This is a genomic window from Streptomyces sp. NPDC001315, from assembly GCF_042896175.1.
GTDB lineage: Bacteria > Actinomycetota > Actinomycetes > Streptomycetales > Streptomycetaceae > Streptomyces.
This window is the reverse complement of sequence record NZ_JBIAWZ010000008.1, coordinates 204,871-226,214: the sequence shown is the minus strand read 5'-3', so window position 1 is coordinate 226,214 and position 21,344 is coordinate 204,871. Positions and strand designations below refer to the sequence as shown.

The following is a 21,344-nucleotide window of genomic DNA, read 5'->3' as shown; positions in this document are numbered from 1 at the left end:
TCGTACCAGATGCACGGAAGGGATCGGGACGGCGGCCGTCGCTGTGGGAAAGCGGCCCGTTCGCCGCCTTCGTCCCAGACGCTACGCCGGGTACGGGGCGGTCGCCAGGCAGTGACATGCTCGTGACACTGAACGGGCCGGGCGGGAGCGCCGGTCAGCGCGTCCGGAACTCCCCGGCCCCGGTCCGCCGGGCGGCGAACAGCTCCGCCTGGCGGTGTGTGGGCAGGTTGCCGAGCGCGATCAGGTGCGGTGCCTGTGCGAACGCCTGCGCTCGGGCCGCCTCCTCGGCCGCCCACAGCGCACGCACGGTCCCCTGCACGCCCTCCGTCGGACACCCGGCGATGACGGTGGCGCAGCGCACCGCCGCCGCCAACGCCTCGCCGGGCGCGGTGAGCTCGGAGACGAGCCCGATCTCGTACGCCCGCCGCGCCCCGATCCGCTCCGCGCTCCCCATCAGCATCATCCGGGCGACCTCCCCGTACGGCATCCGATGCGCCATGAGCACGGACTCGTAGGCGCTGACCATGCCGTAGGTGGTGTGCGGGTCGAAGAAGGTGGCGGTCGTGTCGGCGACGACGAACTCGCTCTCGCCGAGCAGATAGAAGGCCCCTCCGCAGGCCATCCCGCCCACGGCGGCGACGACCGGCTTCCACAGGTCGTTCGCCTTCGGCCCGACGCGCAGGAGCGGGTCGTCCTGCATGTACGGCGACCCGGGCTGCGGCACGACCGCGTCCCGGTCGAGCCCCGTGCAGAACGCCCGCTCGCCGGCCCCGGTGAGCACGACGGCCCGTACGGTGTCGTCGAACCGGAACGTGCGCCAGGCAGCGGCGAGTTCGGCGGCGGTGTCGAGGTCGACGGCGTTGAGCTTCCCGGGCCGGTCGAGGGTGACGACGGCGACGCCGGTGTCCTTGTCGGTGCTGACCCGCACGTTGCTCACGGCCGCTCCAGAACCCACTGGGGAAGGCCGTCGTCGCTGAAGACGACCTGCACCCTGGCGCCGATGCGGACGCGGTCGGGGGAGAGGGAGTTCAGTGGCGCGCCGGGCCGGCTGACGAGATTCCCCACCAGCCGTATCCGGGGGGCGTCGGCGAGTTCGACGACGACGACGTTGTACGGCGCCTGCTCCGCGTAGTCGGGCAGCAGCGGCGGATGGGCAACGACGTAGGACCAGACGCGCCCGCGCCCGCCGACCTTGCGCCAGGTCGTGCCGAACGACTGGCAGTGGGGGCAGCAGGGGCGGGGCGGGAAGCGGAGTTCGCCGCAGTCGGCGCAGGCCTGGATCCTCAGCTCGCCCTGCGCGGCGTACTGCCAGAAGGGGGCGCCGTCGGGGTCGATGACGGGGGTGAGCATGCTTCTCAACTCCTCGGCTTGCGGTCAGTTCCGCAGGAGCAGGGCGGAGGTGGGTACGCCCTCACCGGCGGTGACCAGGCAGGTGGCGGCGCCCGGGACCTGCGCGGTACTGGTTCCGCGCAGCTGCTTCACGCCCTCGTTGATGAGGTTGAAGCCGTGCACATAGGCCTCGCTGAGCCCGCCGCCGCCGGTGTTGAGGGGCAGCCGACCGCCGATCTCCAGCGCGCCCCCTTCCGTGAACGCCCCGCCCTCTCCGCGCCCGCAGAAGCCGTACCCCTCCAGGGAGAGGAGGATCAGCGGGGTGAACGCGTCGTAGATCTGGGCGACGTCCACGTCCTGCGGGGTGAGGTCGGCGTGCTTCCACAGGTGCCGGGCGGCGGTCCAGGCGGGGCCGGTGAGCGGGTCGTCGTTCCAGTAGTTGACCATTCCGTGGTGCTGGGCGGGCAGGCCCTGGGCGGCGGAGTGGATGTAGACGGGCGGCCGTCGGGAGTCACGCGCACGCTCACTGGACACCACCACACACGCCAGCGCCCCGTCCGTCTCCAGGCAGTTGTCGAAGAGGCAGAGGGGCTCGCTGATCCAGCGGGAGGTCATGTACATCTCCCGGGTGAGGGGCCGGTCGTACATGACGGCGGCGGGGTTCTGGTTGGCGCGGTTCCGGCAGGCGAGGGCGACGTTGAAGAGGTGGTCCCGGCCGGCCCCGTACTCGTGCAGGTACCGGCGGGTGAGCATGGCTATCTCGTCGGCCGGCCGCAGAAGCCCGAAGGGCCGGGTCCACTGGGCGGGGGTGGGGAGCTGGGCGGTCGTGTTCTTCCACGGCCGGGGCCCTGAGCCCCGCTTCCGCGACCGCCAGGCCACCCCGACCGTCGCCTGCCCGGAGGCGATGGCGGCGGCGAGATGGGCGACGGTTGCACACGAACCCCCGCCTCCGTAGCCGACCTTGCTGAAGAAGGTGAGGTCGCCGAGCCCGACCGCCTTCGCCAGCTCCACCTCGTCGGTTTCCTCCATGGTGTAGGAGGCGAGCGCGTCGACCTCGCCCGGGGAGATCCCGGCGTCGTCGAGGGCGGCGAGAACGGCACGGCAGGCGAGGGTCCGCTCGTCCTCGGGAAGGTGTTTGGCGAAGGCGGTCTGGCCGATCCCGACGATGGCGGTGGTGTCCTTGAGGCCGGGTCCCGCACCGCTGCCCACGCCTGTGTCGGCCATGCTGCACACACCTCCGTAGGGAACTGACGTGCTGACAGTTCGTCAGACTACAACTAATCTGACGGACAGTCAGCTACGAGGTGAGAGGCTGGTGGTGGTGATGCACGGTGACGCGGAGTGGGGCAGCATCCCGGGCCTGGTCCGTGCGGCGGCGGAGCGGTATGCGGACGCCGAGGCGGTGGTGGAGGGCCGTACGAGGATCTCGTACGCCGAACTGGCCGCCCGCGTCGACCGCGCGGCGGCGGCGTGCGTGGCGAGCGGGGTCGGTCTCGGCGACCGCGTCGCCGTCTGGGCCCCCAACACCCTCGACTGGATCGTCTCGGCGCTGGGCGCGGTGTCCGCGGGCGCGGTGCTGGTTCCGCTGAACACCCGCTTCAAGGGCGCGGAGGCGGCGGACGTGCTGCGGCGGAGCGGGGCGCGGCTGCTGTTCGTGACGGGGACGTTCCTGGGGACGTCGTATGTGGCGTCGCTGCGCAGGGCGGCGGGGGAGGGGGCGGGCGCCGGTCCCCTGCCGGGGTTGCCGCGGCTGGAGCAGGTGGTGGTGATGTCGGACGACGCGCCGGCCGACTTCCGCACCTGGAAGGACTTCCTGGCGAGCGGGGAGGGTGTGGGGGAGGCGGAGGTACGGACGCGGGCGGACTCCGTGGCCCCGTCCATGCCGTCGGACATCATCTTCACGTCCGGCACGACGGGCCGCCCGAAGGGCGCGGTGATCACCCACGCGCAGACGCTGCGGGGCTACGAGATCTGGGCCGATCTGGCGGGCCTGCGCCGGGACGACCGCTACCTGATCGTGAACCCCTTCTTCCACACCTTCGGCTACAAGGCGGGTGTGATCGCCTGCCTGACGCGCGGCGCGACGATGATCCCCCAGCCGGTGTTCGACGTGGACACGGTCCTGGCGAACATCGCCGCGGAGCGGATCTCGGTCCTCCCCGGACCGCCGACCCTCCACCAGTCCCTCCTGGACCACGCCTCCCGCGACGCCCACGACCTGTCGGCACTGCGGCTCGTGGTGACCGGCGCGGCGGTGGTACCGCTCCGCCTGGTGGAACGCCTGAAGGGAGAGCTGGGGGTGGACACGGTCCTGACGGCGTACGGGCTCTCGGAGGCGAGCGGCATCGTCACGATGTGCCGCCGCGGCGACGCCCCGTCGGTCGTCGCGTCGACCTCCGGCCGCGCGATCCCCGGGACGGAGGTGAGGGTCGCCGCAGCGACCCCGGGCACACCGGGCGAGGTGCTGGTCCGCGGCTTCAACGTCATGTGCGGCTACTACGAGGACGAGGCGGCGACCGCGGAGGTCCTGACGGACGACGGCTGGCTCCGCACCGGAGACGTGGGAGTCCTGGACGAGGCAGGCAACCTCCGTATCACCGACCGCCTCAAGGACATGTTCGTCGTCGGCGGCTTCAACGCGTACCCGGCGGAGATCGAACAACTCCTCGCCCTGCACCCCGCTGTGGCCGACGTGGCGGTGATCGGCATCCCGGACACCCGCCTGGGAGAGGTCGCCAAGGCCTTCGTGGTCCGCCACGAGGGCGCCCTGCTCACGTCCGACGACCTGATCGCGTGGTCCCGCCGAGAGATGGCGAACTACAAGGTGCCGAGGTCGGTGGCCTTCGTGCCGCAGCTCCCCCGAAACGCGAGCGGCAAGGTACTGAAGGGTGCCCTGCGGGGGTGAGGCGGGGGGGGTAATTGGTGGATGTGTTCCCGTACTGAGGTCGCTGACCTGGGGCTTCGCTGGAGCGGAGTGGGACACATGCACCATTTGCTGGTTCACGGGCTGTGGCGGGGCGCGGGGGGAGGGGCAGGGTGGTGTGGATGGCGCGAATTATTTCGGCGGGGCGGTGGAATACGTCCTCGGCGGTGTAGCGCAGCAGGGTTCGTACCTCCGGGCATTGGAGGACTTCGTTGAAGCGGGTGATGTCGCGGCGGTGTGCGTCGCGGGTGCCGTGGTAGGCGTATCCCTCGATCTCCACCGCCAGTCCCGCCTCCCGGAAGAGGAAGTCGAGGTAGCGGCGGCCGCCGCCGGGGAGGCGGAGTTCGACCTGGGACTCGGGGCGCAGGCCGGCATCGAGCATGTGCAGGCGGGCCACCGTTTCCGCGGGGGAGCCGGAGCGGCGGTCGGCGAGGCTCAGCCAGTGCCGGGCGCGGGTGCCGCCGCGAAGCGGGCCTTCGAGTGCGACGGAGAGCGCCGCCATGGAGGTGAGCGGCGCGCGACGTACGCCGTACACGGTGCGGTAGTTGATCGCCGACTCCACGGCCACGAGCGCGTCGTTCCTGGGCCCGGCGCGCAGGAGGTCGGCAAGGGTGCGGGGCACGTCCGTGACGGGCAGCCCGCGCAGCTGTACGACGTCGCCTTCGGCGAGGGGCATCCGGTGGACACGTACGCCTACAGGGCCCCGCACGACGCTGAGCCCGGGATCGGTGAACTCGACGTCCGATGGCTTCCCTTGGTCCCGCCGGCCTCCGTCCAGGATCTCGATCCGCCAGAGCCGGGCCGCCGACCGATGACTCACGACGAGCCGCGGCTTGAGCAGATGAACAGCCTTCAGCCGCATGGCCAGATCGACACTCCGCCCTGGCTCGGCCCAGGCGCCGCTCTGGACCCGCGTCCACCCTTCCGAGCCCAGCCGCCGGAAGAGCGGAGCCCGAGACCACCCCGCTTCCAGGGCCCGCGAGGTGAGCAGCACACCTCCCTCTACGAGCGCCCCCAACTCCGTCCGTTCCACGCCCCTACTGTCCCGGAGACGCTCCGGCCGTGCTCGCGCCTGTGGATAACCGCCGCGTCAGCGCTTCAGGGAGGCGAGGAAGGTGGTCCAGGCGGGGGTTCGGAAGAGGAGTACGGGGTCTGATGCCGCAATTGGTGTCAGGTGATAAGCCGATGGGGCCGAGCGTGGGCTCGGCCCCATTGTGTGGTGAGCTGGTTCGGTAGTCCGGAGTTACTCCGAGACGCCGGTGGCGTGAATGTCGTCCGTCGTGACGGGCGTGCTCGTGGCGTGAATGTCGGCAAAGGCCGGAGCCGACGCGCCGGCGGCAGCGGCAACAGCGATCGCGACGGTGACGAGGACCTTCTTGGTGCGAGTCATGTCAACTCCCCAAGGCGAGTGATCACGGGTGTGCAAGAAGTGACCCTAGTGATCACGGGCGATTGCTTGAGGTGATCGAACAGATCGCGTCAGTATTGGCTGGAACAGGATGCCGAGCATGACTCGGCCGCGGCGGCTCCCCCTCCGCGCCGCCGCGGCCGACTCCCCCGTCAGCGCTGGTTCAGGCGGTCTCGTCCGAGGCGTGGTTGTCCAGGAGTGTGAGCTCTTCACCCGAGGCGTGGTTGTCCAGGGTCGTTATCTGGCTCGCGGATGCCTCAGCCTTTGCGGCGTCGAGGAGGTTCGCCTCCACGACGGAGGCGTGGTTGTCGAGCGGCTTGACGACATCGTCGTTCTTCTCGGCCTGGCTCATGTTCATCAACTCCAGCAAAGTTGTGTAGCAAAGGGGCGGAGCTGCCCGTCCGACGACTCCCCCGAGGGCCGTCGGACGGGCGCGTACAGGCCGTTCACCTTAAGGTGTGGCCTCTCCGCGATCCGTCTGCCCCCCGACGCGACGGATCGGTGTATGTAAGAGTGCCGACCTGCGATAAACGAACGATGAACGAGGTCGGCGTTCCGCTTGTGCAGCAGTCCGGCGGCAACTATGCGGCCGCCGCCGGGGCCAGCAGCTCGCGAACTTCGCCTGCTTCCGAGGAACCCAACAGCTCGTAAATGGAGAGGGCTTCCCGCCAGCAGGCGCTCGCGCGGTCGGACTGGCCGAGGGTGGCGAGCGCCTTCCCCAGGACCGTGAGCACGGTTCCGCGCCGCCACTCCCCGCCTATGCCTCGCAGTGCTATCGCCTGTTCCGCGTGGCTCGCGGCGAGCGTGGGGCGATGGGCCGCGAGGTGAACCTCTGCGATGCGGAAGTGAGTTACGCCCTCCCAGAGAGGCTGTCGATTGTCGTGGAACAACGTCAGCGCATCGGTGAGCTGGTCGAGGGCCTCGGCGAACTGACCGGCTTGGGTCAGGGCGATACCGAGGGCGTATCGGCCGTTGGCGAGCCTCAGGGTGAGGCCCATCCGGTCGTAGATGTCGATGCCCTGCTGAGCGAGGTCTATGGCGCTGGCCGTACGTCCCATGGCCAGGTGGATCCGAGAGAGGTTGCACAGTGCACTGGCTTCACCGACGTCGTTGCCGTCAGCGCGGAAGTTGTCGATCGCCTGCTGGAGGTAGCGTTCGCCGTCGGCGTGCCGGTTTTCGTAAATGGCGATGATGCCCCGGTCGTTGGGGGCCCAGCAGCTGGGGAGCGGGTCATGGGCCTCGCTCGCGAGCTCCATGGCGAGTCGTGCTTTCTCGTCTGCCTCGCTGAAGCGGCCCGCGACAAGGTGGACGTTTGTCAGCGCGGTTAGGGCGCGGCCCTCGGCGCGGGCATCCCCGGCCGCGTGTGCAGCATCCCGGACCGACAGTGCCGCTACCTCGTACTCACGCGCGTTGGCACCCGACTCCGCCAGGTCCTTGGTGGCCCACAGCAGATCAACGGCCCTTCTCAGGCTCTTCGCGTTGCTGGACTGTCGTACGCACGCCAGGAGGCAGTTCGCCTCGGAGTAGAGCCAGTCCTGGGCAGCTCGCGGCGACTCGAACAACAGCCCCGGATACTCCGTCCCCGCCAGGTGATCCACCAGCCGATCCCCCGGCCGCTCGATCGCGTAGACCCCCGCCGCGGTCCCCAGATAGAAGTCCAGCAACCGCGACAGCGCCGCCTCCCGCTCGCTCGGCGGCTGCTCGTCCCGTTCCGCGCAGGCACGCGCGTAGAGCCGGACCAGGTCGTGGAACCGGTACCGACCGGGCGCCGCCGACTCCAGCAACGAGGTGTCCACCAGGGACTCCAGCAAGTCCTCCGACTCGTCCACAGGGAGGTCCAGGACCGCCGCGGCGGCGGCGAGCGAGATGTCCGGCCCGTCCGCCAGTCCCAGCAGCCGGAACGCCCGTGCCTGCGCCGGCTCCAGCGCGCCGTAGCCCAGTTCGAAGGTGGCCTTCACCGCCAGGTCTCCGGCCTGGAGCTCGTCCAGTCGGCGTCGCTCGTCCGCGAGCTTCGCCGCCAGGACCGAGACCGTCCAGGTGCGGCGGGCTGCCAGTCGGGACGCCGCGATGCGGATGGCCAGGGGCAGGAAACCGCACGCCGCCACCACGTCCAGGGCGGCCTCCCGCTCCGACGCCACCCGTTCCTTGCCCACGATCTTCGTGAACAGCGACAGGGCCTCGTCGGGGGACATGACGTCCAGGTCGACCAGGTGGGCCCCGGCCAGGTCCACCATGCGGACCCGGGAGGTCACCAGGGCCGCGCAGCCCTCCGTGCCCGGCAGCAGGGGGCGTACCTGGGCCGCGTCCCGTGCGTTGTCCAGCAGGACCAGGACACGGCGGCCGTCGAGGACCGAGCGGTACAGGGCCGAGCGTTCCTCCAGGGAGTCCGGGATCGCGGAGTCGGCCGTGCCCAGCGCGCGCAGGAAGGAACCCAGTACCGTCTCCGGCTCCGCCGACCGTGACCCCGCGCCCTGGAGGTCGACGTACAGCTGCCCGTCCGGGAAGGACGACCGCGCCTGGTGGGCCACGTGCACGGCGAGGGTCGTCTTGCCGACGCCTCCGATCCCCGCCAGTGCCGACACCGCCATCACCCGGCCCTCCGCCGAGGCCAGCACCTCGCCGAGTTCCGCGACGAAGGACGCCCGTCCGGTGAAGTCGGGGACGGTTGCCGGGAGCTGGGCCGGGCGGACCCGCGCCGCGGCGGGCTCCGTCACCGGGGCCGAGGGCTCGGCCAGGGTCGGGTCCGCCTGGAGGATGCGTTGCTGGAGGTCGCGGAGGCCGGTGCGGGGGTCGACGCCCAGTTCCTCGGCGAGCAGGCGGCGCGTGTCCGCGTACACCGCGAGCGCCTCCGCCTGACGGCCGCTGCGGTACAGCGCCAGCATCAGCAGTTCGCGCAGCCGCTCCCGCAGGGGGTGCGCCGCCGTCAGGGCGGTCAGTTCCGAGACGGCCTCCGCGTGGCAGCCCTGCTCCAGGTCCATGTCGAGACGGGATTCGAGGAGCTGGAGGCGCCACTCCTCCAGGCGGACCCGTTGGGCCTCCGCGTACGGGCCCGGCACCCCCGCCAGCGTCTCCCCGTCCCACAGCGCCAGCGCCCGCCCCAGCACCTCCCGCGCATGGCACAGGTCGCCGGTGTTCCGCGCCTTGTCCGCCTCCGCCGCCAGGTCCTGCGCCACCGCCAGGTCCAGGGCACCCTCGCCGAGCGAACGGATCGCGTAGCCACCCGACTCGCTCACCAGGACACCGGCGTCGAGCACCTTCCGCAACCGGGAGGCGTACGTCCGCAGCGCCGCCAGCGCCTGCGACGGCGGTTCCTCGCCCCACAGCGCGTCGATCAGTTCGGCCGCCGTCGCGGTACGGCCCTCGCGCAGCAGCAGGGCGGCGAGCAGCGCGCGCTGCTGGGGGGAACCCGTGGTGAGCGGCTCGTCGCCGCGCCAGGCGCGTACCGGACCGAGCACGCTGAAGCGCGGCGTCGCCGGCTCCTCGGAGGGGCCGGGACGCCTCTGCTCCGGCACGCGCGGTACACCGTCGTCCATCGGGTCCCCCTAGGCATCCTCAACAACTACGTCAGTTTGCCTTGTTCATGGCGGATGCGTCAGCCGGGCGAGACGCCGATCACAGGCATGGCACAGCCGGGCGCACGGGATATCACAAGGCCCTCACACCCTCTTCGCACAGTTGCGCACACACTCGATCACCGAGAGGTGCGATCCGCTTAGCTGACGCACCGTCAGATCAGCGCTACCGTGGGCGCCATGGAGACCAAGGAGACCCGTCCGACCTTCCCGCTGATCATCTCCGTCGACGACCACACCGTCGAGCCCGCCGATGTCTGGCAGGGCCGCCTCCCGAAGAAGTTCCTGGACACCGGCCCGCGGATCGTCCGCGCCCCGCTGAAGGAGATGTCCTTCCTCGGCGGCCGCTTCAAGCCCGTCATGGGCAGCCCGGGTGACGACGGCCCGCTCGGCGACTGGTGGATCTATGAGGACCTGCGCCGCCCGCTCACCCGACTCGACACAGCCGTCGGCTACAGCAGGGACGACATCAAGCTGGAGGTGATCACGTACGAGCAGATGCGGCCCGGCTCGTACGACGTCCCCCAGCGCCTCGCCGACATGGACGTCAACCACGTCCAGTCCGCCCTCTGCTTCCCCACCTTCCCCCGCTTCTGCGGCCAGACCTTCACCGAGGCCCGGGACCACGAACTGGGGCTGCTCTGCGTGCGCGCCTACAACGACTGGATGGTGGAGGAGTGGTGCGGACCGCAGGCGCGGGGCCGGCTCATCCCTCTCACCCTCATCCCGCTCTGGGACGCCGAGCTCGCCGCCGCCGAAGTACGGCGCAACGCCGCCCGCGGGGTCCGCGCCGTCGCGTTCTCCGAGATACCCCCGCACCTCGGCCTGCCCTCCGTCCACACCGATGCGTGGGACCCCTTCCTCGCCGCCTGCGACGAGACCGGCACCGTCATCGCCATGCACATCGGGTCGTCCAGCCGCATGCCGTCCACCTCCGCCGACGCCCCGCCCGCCGTCGGCTCCACCATCACCTTCGCCAACTGCTGCTTCTCGATGGTCGACTGGCTGATGAGCGGGAAGTTCGAACGCTTCCCCAACCTCAAGGTCATGTACGCCGAGGGGCAGATCGGGTGGATCCCCTACATCCTCGAGCGCGCCGACGTGGTGTGGGAGGAGAACCGGGGATGGGGCGGCGTCGCCGGCAAGGTGCACCGGCCGCCGTCCGAGCTGTTCGCCGACCACGTCCACGGCTGCTTCTTCGACGACGCCTTCGGGCTCAGGAACCTGGACGCCATCGGGGTCGGAAACGTCCTCTACGAGACCGACTACCCCCACTCCGACTCCACCTGGCCGAAGTCGCGGGAGGTCGGCGAGGCCCAGATGGGGCACCTGGACGTGGACGTCGTCGAGCGGATCGTACGGCGCAACGCGATCGAGCTGCTGGGGCTGACGGACGACGGGCTGTGGAGCGGGCGGCCATGAGCACCCCCCTCCGCTACGGGATGCAGCTCCCCGTCCAGTCCCAGAGCACCATCTACGCCGAACCCTGGGAAGCCGCCGCCGGCCCCGACGACCTCCTCGACATCGCCCGCACCGCCGACCGCGCCGGCTTCGACTACCTCGCGAGCTGCGACCACGTCGCCATCCCGCGCCGTCTCGCCCCGGCGATGAGCACGGTCTGGTACGACCCCGTCGCCACCCTCGCCTTCCTGGCGGGGGTGACCCGGCGGGTGCGGCTGTTGAGTCACGTCGCCGTCGTGGGACTACGGCACCCTCTCCTCACCGCCAAGCAGTACGCCACCCTCGACCACCTCAGCGGAGGGCGGCTGATCCTCGGCGTCGGGGCCGGTCATGTGCGGGAGGAGTTCGAGGCGCTCGGGGTGGACTTCGAGCGGCGCGGGGCCGTGCTCGACGAGTCCGTCGACGCCCTGCGCGCCGCCCTCGGCCCGGACGAGTTTCCCGAACACCACGGCAAGCTCTACGACTTCGAGGGGCTCGGACAGCGTCCCCGCCCCGCCCAACCCCGCATTCCCCTCTGGGTCGGCGGCTCCTCGCCCGCCGCCGTCCGCAGAGCCGCGCTCAAGGGGGACGGCTGGCTGCCGCAGGGCGATCCGCGGGACCGGATGCCCGGCCGGATCGACCGGCTGAAGCGGCTCCGGGCGAAGGCCGGCATCGAGGAGCCCCTCGTCGTCGGCGCCATCACCGAGCCGCTGTACGTGGGCGGGCCGCCCGCCTGGGACGTCGGCCGCCGCACCCTCACCGGACCGCCGGACGCGCTCGCCGAGTCCCTCCGGGCCTATCGCGCGATGGGCGTGGACCAGATCCAGGTGCGGTTCCGCAGCCGCGGTCGCACCGAACTCACCGACCAGATGGCCGCGTTCGGCGCCGAGGTGGCGCCCCACCTCTGAGACTCCAAGACCGCTCGGACCCCAAGGAGAACGGAATGGGCAAGCTGGACGGACGCGTCGTGATCGTCACCGGAGCGGCGCGCGGGCAGGGGGAGCAGGAGGCCCGCCTGTTCAAGGCGGAAGGGGCCGAGGTCGTGGTCGCCGATGTCCTCGACGACCAGGGCGGGGCCCTCGCGAAAGAGCTGGGCGCACGGTATGTCCATCTGGACGTGGGCCAGGAGGACCAGTGGCGGTCCGCCGTGAGCGCCGTCAAGAACGCGTTCGGCCGGATCGACGGCCTGGTCAACAACGCCGGCATCCTGCGCTTCAACTCCCTCCTCGACACGCCCCTCGACGAGTTCATGCAGGTCGTGCAGGTCAACCAGGTCGGCTGCTTCCTCGGCATCAAGACCGTCGCACCGGTGATGGAGGACGGCGGCACCATCGTCAACACCGCCTCCTACACGGCCGTCACCGGTATGGCGGCCGTGGGTACGTACGCCGCCACCAAGCACGCCGTCCTCGGTCTCACCCGCGTCGCCGCCCTGGAGCTCGCGGACCGGCGCATCCGGGTCAACGCGATGTGCCCCGGCGCCATCGACACGGCGATGTCCAACCCGGCCCGACTGGACCCGACGGCGGACGCACAGGAGACGAGCCGGGCGCTGGACGAGCTGTACCGCAAGCTCGTGCCGCTCGGGCGCATCGGGAAGCCGGAGGAGGTGGCCCGGCTGGCGCTCTTCCTCACCTCCGACGACTCCTCGTACATCACGGGGCAGCCGTTCGTGATCGACGGGGGCTGGCTGGCGGGGGTGGCGGTCGTCTGACCCCCGCATCTGACTGGCCGTCAGCTATTGACGGTGCATGCGGGCGGTGCAACAGTCGGGCGGCAGAGAAACTGACGGTGCGTCAGGAACCTAGGGATGGTGACCCGCCTTGGAATTCGGGCTCTTTGTACAGGGATACGTGGGCAAGCGCGCCGAGACCGACCCGCTCGCCGAGCACAAGGCGCTGATGGAGGAGACCGAGTACGTCATCCAGGCGGACAAGTCCGGCTTCAAGTACGCCTGGGCGTCCGAGCACCACTTCCTGGACGAGTACTCCCACCTCTCCGCCAACGACGTCTTCCTCGGCTACCTCGCCCACGCCACCGAGCGCATCCACCTCGGCTCCGGCATCTTCAACCCCCTCGCCCAGGTCAACCACCCCGTGAAGGTGGCCGAGAAGGTCGCCATGCTCGACCACCTCTCCGAGGGCCGCTTCGAGTTCGGCAGCGGACGCGGAGCCGGGTCGCACGAGATCCTCGGCTTCCTGCCCGGTATCACGGACATGAACTACACCAAGGAGATCTGGGAGGAGACGATCGCGGAGTTCCCCAAGATGTGGCTCCAGGACGAGTACGTCGGCTTCCAGGGCAAGCACTGGCAACTGCCGCCGAGGAAGGTCCTGCCGAAGCCGTACGGCAAGTCGCACCCGGCCATGTGGTACGCGGCCGGGTCGCCGCCGTCGTACGCCATGGCCGCGAGGAAGGGCCTCGGCGTCCTCGGCTTCAGCGTCCAGAAGGTGTCCGACATGGAGTGGGTGCTGGAGCAGTACAAGACGGCGGTCGTGAACGCCGAGCCGGTCGGGGATTTCGTCAACGACAACGTGATGGTGACGACGACGGCGATCTGCGCGCCCACGCACGACGAGGCGATCCGCATCGCGACCAGCGGCGGGCTGCACTACCTCCCCTCCCTCGTCTTCCGCTACCACGACACCTTCCCGCGCCCCGAGGGCTTCCCGGTCTGGCCGGAGACGCTGCCCGAGTACACACCCGAGTTCGTCGAACTCCTCGTCGAGGAGGAGCTGTTGATCTGCGGCGACCCGGACGAGGTGCTGCGCCAGTGCAAGCGCTGGGAGCAGGCGGGCGCGGATCAGCTGAGCTTCGGGCTGCCGGTGGGCGTGCCGAAGGAGGAGACACTCCAGACGATCCGGCTGATCGGCGAGCACGTGATCCCGAAGATCGACACGGATCCGGTCCACCGGACGACCCGGTTCCGCCAGTCCGCGTAGGGGGTGCTCGGTCATGCTCGACCACCTGATCAAGGGCGCGACCGTCGTCGACGGGACGGGCGCGCCGGCGTACACCGCCGACGTGGGTCTGCGGGACGGCCGTATCGCCGCCATCGGGTCGGTGACCGAGGGGGCCAGGACGCAGGAGGACGCGTCCGGCCTGGTCCTGGCCCCCGGCTTCGTCGACCCGCACACCCACTACGACGCCCAGCTGTTCTGGGACCCGTACGCGACCCCGTCCCTCAACCACGGGGTGACCACGGTCGCCGCCGGCAACTGCGGCTTCACGCTCGCGCCCCTCAACCCGGGCCGCCCCGAGGACGCCGACTACACCCGTCGGATGATGTCCAAGGTGGAGGGCATGTCCCTGGTGGCGCTGGAGGAGGGGGCGCCCTGGAGCTGGAATTCCTTCGGGGACTACCTGGACGCGCTGGAGGGACGGATCGCCGTCAACGCGGGCTTCATGGTGGGGCACTGCGCGCTGCGGCGGTACGTGATGGGGCCGGAGGCGGTCGGTGGTCAGCCGACGAAAGAGCAGCTGGACGCCATGCTCCACCTCTTCCACGAGGCGATGGAAGCCGGCGCCTGGGGCTTGTCCACCACCCAGTCGTCCACCCACTCCGACGGCGACGGACAGCCGGTGGCCTCCCGACACGCGCGCCCGGAGGAGCTGCTGGCCCTGTCCCGGGCCGTCGGTGAGCACGAGGGCACGCAGATCGAGGCGATCGTCGCGGGCTGCCTGGACCAGTTCAGCGACGCCGAGATCGACCTGTTCGTGGAGATGAGCGCGGCGGCCGGACGCCCCCTGAACTGGAACGTCCTCACGGTCGACGCGGCCGTGCCCGAGCGGGTGCCGAGGCAGCTGTCGGCGAGCGAGCGGGCCCGGAAGGCGGGCGGCCGGGTGGTGGCCCTGACCATGCCGATCCTCACACCGATGAACATGTCCCTGGGCACGTTCTGCGCGCTGAACCTGATCCCGGGGTGGGGCTCCGTCCTGGGCCTGCCCGTGCCGGAGCGGATCGCCCGGCTGCGGGAGCCGGAGGTGCGGGCCGAGATGCTCCGGCACGCCGACTCCAAGGAGGCGGGCGTCTTCCGGCGGCTGGTGAACTTCGGCCGGTACGTCATCGGCGACACGTACAGCCGGGCGAACGAGGGCCTCACCGGCCGGGTGGTCCAGGACATCGCGGCGGAACGCGGCCAGGACCCCTTCACCTGCCTGGTGGAGATCTGCGTGGCCGACGACCTGCGTACGGTCCTGTGGCCCATGCCCACCGACAACGACCCCGCGTCCTGGTCCCTGCGCGCCGAGACCTGGCAGCACGAGGACGTCCTGCTCGGCGGCTCCGACGCGGGCGCCCATCTGGACCGCATGTGCGGAGCCCCGTACACCACCCGCTTCCTCGGGGACTGCCTGCGCGGCCGGCAGCTGGTCGGCCTGGAGCAGGCGGTGAAGATGCTGACCGACGACCCGGCACGGCTGTTCGGCCTGCGCGAACGGGGCCGGATCCGGGAAGGCTGGCATGCGGACCTGGTCCTCTTCGACCCGGAGCGGATCGACGCGGGCAAGGCCACCCTGGTGCACGACCTGCCGGGAGACAGCCCGCGGCTGGACTCCAGGGCGATCGGAGTGCGGGCGGTCTGGGTCAACGGGGCGGCGGCGATCCGGGACGACGTGGTGACGGGCGCCGTACCGGGGAAGGTGCTGCGGTCCGGGCGGGACACGAGGACGGTGAGCACCAGGTGACGGACGGGGGGAGGGTGTCCGGCGGGGGACACCCGGCGGCAGCCGGCGGGAAGCTGTTCATCGGCGGCACCTGGGTCGAGCCGGACGGCGGCCACTACGAGGTGACCGACCCGGCGACCGAGGAGCCCGTCGGGTGGGCGCCGGAGGCCTCGCGGGATCAGGTGCGCGCGGCGTGCGCCGCGGCCCGCGAGGCCTTCGGTCCATGGTCGCGTACGACGCCGGAGGAGCGGGCGGCGGTGCTCGGCCGGGCGGCCGAGATCATCGGCAGTCACTTCGCGCCGTACGCCGAACTGGCGCGGGCGGAGACCGGGGCCACCACGGGGACCGCGCGGGCGATGCAGGTCGGGGTGGGCGTGGCCCGGTTCCGGCGGTACGCGCGCGTGGAGCCCGCCGAGTGGGCGATCCCGCCGCAGATCAACGAGGCCGGTGGGGGCACCTCCCACGCCCTTGAGGCAGTGGGGGCGGGGAAGGCCGGCGTGACGGGCGCGCTGGCCGTGCGCCAGCCGGTCGGGGTCGTCACCTGCATCACGTCGTACAACAACCCGTGGGCGAACCCGGCCGGCAAGATCGCCCCGGCGCTCGCGATGGGCAACACGGTGGTCGTGAAACCGGCCCCGCAGGATCCCCTGTCCGTCTACCGGATGGCGGAGGCCCTGGAGGCGGCGGGCGTGCCGCCCGGTGTGGTGAACGTGGTCTCCGGGCGGTCGGTGGAGGTCGGTGAGGCGGCCGTGGACTGCGACGACGTCGACATGGTGAGCTTCACCGGGTCCACGGCGGTGGGGCAGCGCATCGCCGAGGTGTGCGGACGGTCCATGAAGCGCCAGCTGATGGAGCTGGGCGGCAAGGGCGCGGCGGTCGTCTTCGACGACGCGGACGTGGGGTCGGCGGTGGCCGGGATCGGCACCACCTTCTCCTTCTACAGTGGGCAGATCTGCACGGCGCCGACACGGGTGCTGGTGCAGCGGGGACTGTACGACCGTCTGGTCGAGCAACTCGCTGGGTACGCCGGGCGGTTGAGGATCGGAGATCCCCGGATGCCGGAGACGGTGGTGGGGCCGGTGATCTCGGCGGAGCACCGGGCGCGGGTGGAGTCCTACGTCGAACTGGCCCGCAAGGAGGGCGCCACGGTGGTCGTCGGCGGTGAACGCCCCCCGCTCGACCGGGGTTTCTACGTCTCGCCGACCCTGCTGGCCGACTGCACGAACGACATGCGGGTGGCCCGGGAGGAGATCTTCGGCCCCGTGGTGTCGGTGATCCCCTTCGACGACGAGGAAGAGGGCGTGGCCCTCGCCAACGACTCCGACTACGGCCTGATCGACTACGTCTGGTCGGGAGACGTGGCTCGCGCCTTCCGCGTGGCGCGGCGGCTGCGGGCGGGCGGGGTGGGCGTGAACACCGTCGGCCGCAACATGGAGGCGCCGTTCGGAGGGTTCAAGAGGAGCGGGGTCGGACGGGACGTCGGCTCGTACGCGCTGCACGCGTACAGCGAGGTGCAGGCGATCGTGTGGCCGGGGTGAGGCGACTCATGCTCCTTCCTTGACAGTCGGGGATGGTAAATCTCAAGATGGACTGCTGAAAAGTGAGGCTTATGGAAAACAGAGATCATTGAAAAACCGGGGGAAATCGGGGGAGCGCCCGTGGTCGCTCTGTTCTTCGGGGATTCCAGCGTCACTTTGGTGGTCGAACGCGGCAACCGTATCGATCGTACGCAGTTCCGCTTACGCCCCACTCATACCCTGCGGTCCCTACGGCCACCTGCGGATCCCTCCGTGCGTCCGGTGGGGCGGGGAGAGACGCGAGCGGGAATCTGGGCCGGAATTCACGCCAGGATGCCCGTCGAGGTGCATGCGCCCTGTGGTTTCGGCAAGACGGAACTTCTGCGGAGTATCGCGGAGAGCGAGGTCGGTCCTGACGGCCGGAGGCTCGCGATTCCGCGCGTCTATTTCGAAGTGGGGGCGAAAACGAGCGGGGATGTGCTGTACCTGCTCGTGCACAAGCTCTACGCCACCGATGCCCCGGTCAAGCTGTCGCGGGCGGAGTGTGCGCGGCTCGTGAGCGGTTCGAGGGCGCTGTTGCTGCTTGACGACGTTCCGGCCGATCCCTCGTTCGCCGGTTCGCTCGTCGATGAGCTGCCCGGCTGCGGGCTGGTGTTCGCCGGTGAGCGGCCGGTGCTGGGCGGCCGTGCGACGCCTCTTCCGCTGGCCGGGCTCTCCGAGGAGGCCGCCCTGAACCTGCTCTCCCGGGATCTCGGGAGGCGGATCCACGACCACGAACTTCCCCTCGCGCGACGGCTGGTGACCGCCGTGGACGGCAGCCCGCTGCAGCTCAGACAGGCGGCGGCCCTGGAACGCGAGGACCCGCGGCGGTTCGGCCTGGACCGGCTGGCCGCCATCGCCGAGCGCGACGCCGCCGCGCTCGACCGGTACTGCTTCGGCCAGATGTCCGAGGGGGAGCGCCGTGCGCTCGCGGTCCTGGCGGCGGTCGGGGGCGCCGGGCTGCCCCCGGCGGTGATCGGAGCCATGGGCGACATCGCGTACGTCGCCGACTTCCTCGCCGTGCTGCACGGCCGGGGCGTGGTCGAACGCGCCGACGACCGCTTCGGGCTGCCTGTCTGCCGGGCCGAGTCCTTTTGGCCGACGCTCTCCCGCTATGTCCAACTGGCATCGGCCGTACGTGCGTTGGCCGACTGGATCCGTTCCATGGACCCCACCGGTCCGACGGCCGGGTCCGCCGTCGAGGCCGCGGTCGGGTTGCTCGGCGTGGCGGGCGAACGGCGCGAGTGGGCCCTCGTCGTCCGGCTGGTGAAGGTAGCCGAGCCGGTGCTGTTCGCACAGGGGCGCTGGGAGGACTGGCGCAAGGCCCTGGACCAGGGCATCGACGCGGCGCAGCAGCTGGGCGACCGCGCATCCGAGGCGTTCCTCACCCACCAGAAGGGCACCCTGGAGTACGCCGAGGACCGCGCCGAAGAGGCGTACCGGTTGCTGAGCCGGGCCCTGGAGCTGCGCAGCTTGGCCGGCGACGGCCAGGACCCCGAACTGACCCGGCACAACCTCGCCATCGTCTCCCCGCCCGCCGGTGCCGGGACCCGCGCCTGGCGGCAACGGGCGCGCAAGACCCTGACGTACGTGGGCACGGCGTTGGCGGTCATCGCGCTGGTGGTGGGCGTCCAGCAAGGCGTGAGCGCGCTGCTGGGCAGGGGCTCGCCCGGTTCGGGTTCGTCGTCGCCCCCGACCGGCACCGATGTAGGTACGGGGCAGTCGGGCGACAATGACAACGGCGGTAACGAGAACGGTCAGACTTCTGTGGGCCAGGACGGTCAGACGAGCGTGGGCCAGGACGGTCAGACGAGCGTGGGCCAGGACGGTCAGACGAGCGTGGGCCAGATCGGCCAGACAACCGACGGCCTGGGCAAGAAGCCGACTGCCAAGATCACGCCGCCGACCGAACTGACCATCGCCGAAACGACCGTGGGAGAGCAGACGTCCTCCGACACGGTCACCCTCACCAACATCGGCGACGCCGCGCTCTCCGTCCAGACCGCCGCCATCACGGGACCAGACGCCACCGAATTCACGGTGGCCGACGTCGACTGCGCCGACGCGAGCCTCGAGCCCCAGGAGTCCTGCACACTCGCCGTGACCTTTGCCCCGCAGACGGTCGGCATCAAGTCGGCGACCCTGACGATTCCGCACTCCGCGTTGACCAGCCCGGCCCAACTGACCCTCACAGCCTCGGCGGTCGAACGTCCGGACCTGCTCATCTCCGCTGTGGAATTCACGGACGGCAACGAGTCGGCGACCATCACCGTGCACAACGACGGAGGCTCGGAGGCTCCGGCGTCGCTGACGGCGGGCACGTTCGACGGAGTGCCCCTGGACTCTCGTCCGACCGGCCCGATCCCCGCACACGGCAACACCAAGGTCACCTTCAGCCTCCCCGAGGGCTGCGCCGAAGGCTGCTATTACTCGGTGGCGGCCGACTCGGACAAAAAGATCACGGAGCTCAACGAGGAGAACAACGTGAAGGCCATTTACCCTCCAAGGCTGACCGCCCTCGGCCCTACTGGAGGAGGGTGACTTTCGCCGTCGGGATGGCATCATGACCGCCATGACGATGATCTGCCGAAAGGCCGATGCCGCGTAGACGGCCCGGCGCGGTCCGCGCCGCGCGGAGACTGGGAGAACGCCGACTGCCCGACTGGGCAAGGGACTTCCCGCCCATCGACCGCCTGTCGCTGGAGACCAGCGCCGCGATCCGCTTCGCCGAGCACAGCGGTGCTGGCGAACACCTACGACCGGGTGGCACCGCGCGATTCCTGCGCAGTTACCGGGCGTTCCTGCGCCGACCCGGTCGGACACTGAGGCTGATCGCCTCGCAGTGCCCCGCCTGCCCGGGCTGTCAGTACGACGACGTGGCCGTCGTCAGAGACGCGTTGGGGGATGTCATGCGGCTGCTCCCTCCGCGAGCGCGAACTGAACTGAGGGAAGTGCTCACGGTTGTCGACACCGAGTTCCGCCGCCGCACGCTTCCGGACCCCGATCCGGCCCACTGGACGGACTGGATCGGACGGCCGTACGCGTGGTGGCATCGGCGGTTGTACGAGGGTGAGTAGCGGCCGAAGCGGGCGCGGGCACATATCGCCGGGATCTTCCTCCCCTCAAGGCGGCGTGAGGGCCGGCGGAATCGGCCTGGGGGTGCTGGCGGTCCTCACGGTGACGCGGCTGGCCCTCGGCCAGTGATCCGTTCAGCCGCTGTTGTTGCTCTTGAGTGCCCGGAGAAGGGTGCCGAAAGCGGCGGGGGTGGTGGTGAGGACGGCGTGAGCCGGATCGGCGGATTCGGTGAGGTGGATGGAGTCGGGGGTGGCGGATATGTGGACGCAAGCCTCCCCTTCTTGGCAGTAGGACGACTTCTGCCAGGCGGGAGTGGACATGTTGGCTCCTTCACAGGTTCTGGGCGATGGAATGGATCAGGTCGCGCGACTTCTCGGGGCTGAGGGCGGTGGTTTCGACGACGTCCAGGAGGCGGCGGTACTTCTCAAGGTGGGCCTGGGCATCGAGGAGCACGGGGCCGTGGAACTGGTCCAGCTGGACGGTGTCCAGCTCCGGCACCGCGCCGCACAGGTAGTTGATGGACTGGCCTGAACCAGGGAACGCACCGACGTCGAAGGGCAGCACCCGAAGGGTGATGTGGTCCCGCTCGCTCATGCCGAGCAGGTGCCGGAGTTGTTCACGGGCCACGCGCAGGCCGCCGACCCGCATGTGCAGGGCGGCTTCATGGATGACGGTGCTGTACGGATTCGGATCCTCCCGGAACACGACGTCCTGCCGCTTGATGCGGTGCGAGACGCGATGCTCGACCTCGGGCGGAGTGGGTGCCGGGATGGCGTGGCTGAAGATCTCGCGGGCGTGCTCGGTGGTTTGGAGCATGCCGGGGATGTGCGCGGTGAAGGCGGTACGGATGGCTGTGGCGTGATGCTCGAGCTCGGCGAGGGTGAGCAGCCCTGAGGGGAGCACCTCGCGGTACGCGTCCCACCACCAGCCACGCGTCTTCTCCGTGGCCATGTCGGCGAGGGCGTCGATATAGGGCTGGTTCGTGCAGGAATAGATGTTGGCCATCGCCCGGACGCGATCCGGACTCACCCCGAACCGGGCCGACTCGACGTTGCTGAGTTGACCCGAACTACTGCCGAGCAACTGTGCGGCCTCGGTCGAGGTCAGGCCGGCCCGCTCGCGGAGTTTGCGCAGCTCAGTGGCGAGCCGGACGCGTCGGGCCGTTGGCGCGGGCCTTGGCGTCATGAGAGCTCCTCTTGCCGGGCACCCAAAGAGCTTGTCACCCACATGGGGGAGAAAGCGCCGAGATTCTTCGAATGCTCGCAAAGCAGCTTTGCGAAGCCCCTAGATTCATCACCAGGGCCCCCGCCCGGAAGCGCACCGTGGGACGCCACGGCAGAGACACCAGGCACCCTTCCAACCCCCCTCAGTGATCG

General features: G+C 70.4%; 18 protein-coding genes. 10 read left to right on the top strand and 8 right to left on the bottom strand.

Features of this window, described 5'->3' with window-relative positions:
* Positions 1–154: 154 nt before the first annotated feature.
* From ACFY16_RS23635 to ACFY16_RS23625, 3 genes are read right to left on the bottom strand one after another with little or no spacing between them, the layout of a single operon-like run.
* Entirely contained in the window at positions 155–937 is a 783-nt protein-coding gene (locus ACFY16_RS23635) for an enoyl-CoA hydratase/isomerase family protein (protein WP_390649143.1), read from the bottom strand.
* Positions 934–1,350, bottom strand: a complete 417-nt coding sequence (locus ACFY16_RS23630; protein WP_390649142.1) for a Zn-ribbon domain-containing OB-fold protein — start codon at positions 1,348–1,350, stop codon at positions 934–936. Before ACFY16_RS23630 ends, ACFY16_RS23635 begins: the two co-directional genes overlap by 4 nt.
* Positions 1,351–1,374: 24 nt before the next feature.
* Positions 1,375–2,553 carry a lipid-transfer protein gene (locus ACFY16_RS23625; RefSeq protein ID WP_390649141.1) on the bottom strand — a complete coding sequence of 393 codons (1,179 nt, stop codon included), beginning with the start codon at positions 2,551–2,553 and terminating at the stop codon, positions 1,375–1,377.
* 100 nt (positions 2,554–2,653) lie between these two features.
* On the opposite strand from ACFY16_RS23625, the gene ACFY16_RS23620 reads away from it, so the two are divergent.
* Together ACFY16_RS23620 and ACFY16_RS23615 are read left to right on the top strand one after the other, a co-directional pair.
* Entirely contained in the window at positions 2,654–4,234 is a 1,581-nt protein-coding gene (locus ACFY16_RS23620; protein WP_390649249.1) for a FadD3 family acyl-CoA ligase, read from the top strand.
* A gap of 217 nt (positions 4,235–4,451) precedes the next feature.
* The gene (locus ACFY16_RS23615) at positions 4,452–5,408 is read left to right on the top strand and encodes a hypothetical protein (protein ID WP_390649140.1); all 957 of its coding nucleotides are present in this window, start codon (positions 4,452–4,454) and stop codon (positions 5,406–5,408) included.
* 87 nt (positions 5,409–5,495) lie between these two features.
* Here ACFY16_RS23615 and ACFY16_RS23610 read toward each other — a convergent pair whose 3' ends face one another.
* The 3 genes from ACFY16_RS23610 to ACFY16_RS23600 all read right to left on the bottom strand — a co-directional run bounded on the left by ACFY16_RS23610 (position 5,496) and on the right by ACFY16_RS23600 (position 9,193).
* Positions 5,496–5,642, bottom strand: coding sequence for a hypothetical protein (locus ACFY16_RS23610; RefSeq protein ID WP_390649139.1), 147 nt, complete (start codon positions 5,640–5,642; stop codon positions 5,496–5,498).
* Positions 5,643–5,823: 181 nt separating this feature from the next.
* Entirely contained in the window at positions 5,824–6,012 is a 189-nt protein-coding gene (locus ACFY16_RS23605; RefSeq protein WP_390649138.1) for a sigma-like protein, read from the bottom strand.
* A 229-nt stretch (positions 6,013–6,241) separates the two neighbouring features.
* Positions 6,242–9,193: a BTAD domain-containing putative transcriptional regulator gene (locus ACFY16_RS23600; RefSeq protein WP_390649137.1), complete on the bottom strand. Its 2,952-nt coding sequence runs from the start codon at positions 9,191–9,193 to the stop codon at positions 6,242–6,244.
* Positions 9,194–9,412: 219 nt separating this feature from the next.
* On the opposite strand from ACFY16_RS23600, the gene ACFY16_RS23595 reads away from it, so the two are divergent.
* From ACFY16_RS23595 to ACFY16_RS23560, 8 genes are all read left to right on the top strand, one after another.
* On the top strand, positions 9,413–10,654 hold the full coding sequence (locus ACFY16_RS23595; RefSeq protein WP_390649136.1) for an amidohydrolase family protein: 1,242 nt from the start codon (positions 9,413–9,415) through the stop codon (positions 10,652–10,654).
* Positions 10,651–11,580, top strand: coding sequence for an LLM class F420-dependent oxidoreductase (locus ACFY16_RS23590; protein WP_390649135.1), 930 nt, complete (start codon positions 10,651–10,653; stop codon positions 11,578–11,580). The genes ACFY16_RS23595 and ACFY16_RS23590 overlap by 4 nt, the downstream gene beginning before the upstream one ends.
* 35 nt (positions 11,581–11,615) lie before the next feature.
* The gene (locus ACFY16_RS23585) at positions 11,616–12,386 is read left to right on the top strand and encodes an SDR family NAD(P)-dependent oxidoreductase (protein ID WP_390649134.1); all 771 of its coding nucleotides are present in this window, start codon (positions 11,616–11,618) and stop codon (positions 12,384–12,386) included.
* Between the two features lie 109 nt (positions 12,387–12,495).
* Positions 12,496–13,614 carry an LLM class flavin-dependent oxidoreductase gene (locus ACFY16_RS23580; protein WP_390649133.1) on the top strand — a complete coding sequence of 373 codons (1,119 nt, stop codon included), beginning with the start codon at positions 12,496–12,498 and terminating at the stop codon, positions 13,612–13,614.
* Between the two features lie 13 nt (positions 13,615–13,627).
* Complete coding sequence (locus ACFY16_RS23575) at positions 13,628–15,358, top strand: amidohydrolase family protein (protein WP_390649132.1); 1,731 nt, start codon at positions 13,628–13,630, stop codon at positions 15,356–15,358.
* On the top strand, positions 15,355–16,875 hold the full coding sequence (locus ACFY16_RS23570) for an aldehyde dehydrogenase family protein (protein WP_390649131.1): 1,521 nt from the start codon (positions 15,355–15,357) through the stop codon (positions 16,873–16,875). The genes ACFY16_RS23575 and ACFY16_RS23570 overlap by 4 nt, the downstream gene beginning before the upstream one ends.
* A 312-nt stretch (positions 16,876–17,187) precedes the next feature.
* Positions 17,188–19,434: a choice-of-anchor D domain-containing protein gene (locus ACFY16_RS23565; protein ID WP_390649130.1), complete on the top strand. Its 2,247-nt coding sequence runs from the start codon at positions 17,188–17,190 to the stop codon at positions 19,432–19,434.
* 56 nt (positions 19,435–19,490) lie between these two features.
* On the top strand, positions 19,491–19,970 hold the full coding sequence (locus tag ACFY16_RS23560; RefSeq protein WP_390649129.1) for a hypothetical protein: 480 nt from the start codon (positions 19,491–19,493) through the stop codon (positions 19,968–19,970).
* A 132-nt stretch (positions 19,971–20,102) separates the two neighbouring features.
* On the opposite strand, the gene ACFY16_RS23555 is transcribed toward ACFY16_RS23560, so the two are convergent.
* Together ACFY16_RS23555 and ACFY16_RS23550 are read right to left on the bottom strand one after the other, a co-directional pair.
* On the bottom strand, positions 20,103–20,288 hold the full coding sequence (locus ACFY16_RS23555; protein WP_390649128.1) for a DUF397 domain-containing protein: 186 nt from the start codon (positions 20,286–20,288) through the stop codon (positions 20,103–20,105).
* A gap of 10 nt (positions 20,289–20,298) precedes the next feature.
* Positions 20,299–21,153 (bottom strand): helix-turn-helix domain-containing protein, encoded by an 855-nt coding sequence (locus ACFY16_RS23550; RefSeq protein ID WP_390649127.1) that lies wholly within the window; start codon positions 21,151–21,153, stop codon positions 20,299–20,301.
* Between the last annotated feature and the right edge of the window lie 191 nt (positions 21,154–21,344).

Coding starts and splice junctions, on each gene's coding strand:
- ACFY16_RS23630 (WP_390649142.1), bottom strand. CDS start 1,350: ATGCTCACCCCCGTCATCGACCCCGACGGCGCCCCCTTCTGGCAGTAC.
- ACFY16_RS23625 (WP_390649141.1), bottom strand. CDS start 2,553: ATGGCCGACACAGGCGTGGGCAGCGGTGCGGGACCCGGCCTCAAGGAC.
- ACFY16_RS23620 (WP_390649249.1), top strand. CDS start 2,654: ATGCACGGTGACGCGGAGTGGGGCAGCATCCCGGGCCTGGTCCGTGCG.
- ACFY16_RS23610 (WP_390649139.1), bottom strand. CDS start 5,642: ATGACTCGCACCAAGAAGGTCCTCGTCACCGTCGCGATCGCTGTTGCC.
- ACFY16_RS23605 (WP_390649138.1), bottom strand. CDS start 6,012: ATGAGCCAGGCCGAGAAGAACGACGATGTCGTCAAGCCGCTCGACAAC.
- ACFY16_RS23600 (WP_390649137.1), bottom strand. CDS start 9,193: ATGGACGACGGTGTACCGCGCGTGCCGGAGCAGAGGCGTCCCGGCCCC.
- ACFY16_RS23595 (WP_390649136.1), top strand. CDS start 9,413: ATGGAGACCAAGGAGACCCGTCCGACCTTCCCGCTGATCATCTCCGTC.
- ACFY16_RS23590 (WP_390649135.1), top strand. CDS start 10,651: ATGAGCACCCCCCTCCGCTACGGGATGCAGCTCCCCGTCCAGTCCCAG.
- ACFY16_RS23585 (WP_390649134.1), top strand. CDS start 11,616: ATGGGCAAGCTGGACGGACGCGTCGTGATCGTCACCGGAGCGGCGCGC.
- ACFY16_RS23575 (WP_390649132.1), top strand. CDS start 13,628: ATGCTCGACCACCTGATCAAGGGCGCGACCGTCGTCGACGGGACGGGC.
- ACFY16_RS23565 (WP_390649130.1), top strand. CDS start 17,188: ATGCCCGTCGAGGTGCATGCGCCCTGTGGTTTCGGCAAGACGGAACTT.
- ACFY16_RS23560 (WP_390649129.1), top strand. CDS start 19,491: ATGCCGCGTAGACGGCCCGGCGCGGTCCGCGCCGCGCGGAGACTGGGA.
- ACFY16_RS23555 (WP_390649128.1), bottom strand. CDS start 20,288: ATGTCCACTCCCGCCTGGCAGAAGTCGTCCTACTGCCAAGAAGGGGAG.
- ACFY16_RS23550 (WP_390649127.1), bottom strand. CDS start 21,153: ATGACGCCAAGGCCCGCGCCAACGGCCCGACGCGTCCGGCTCGCCACT.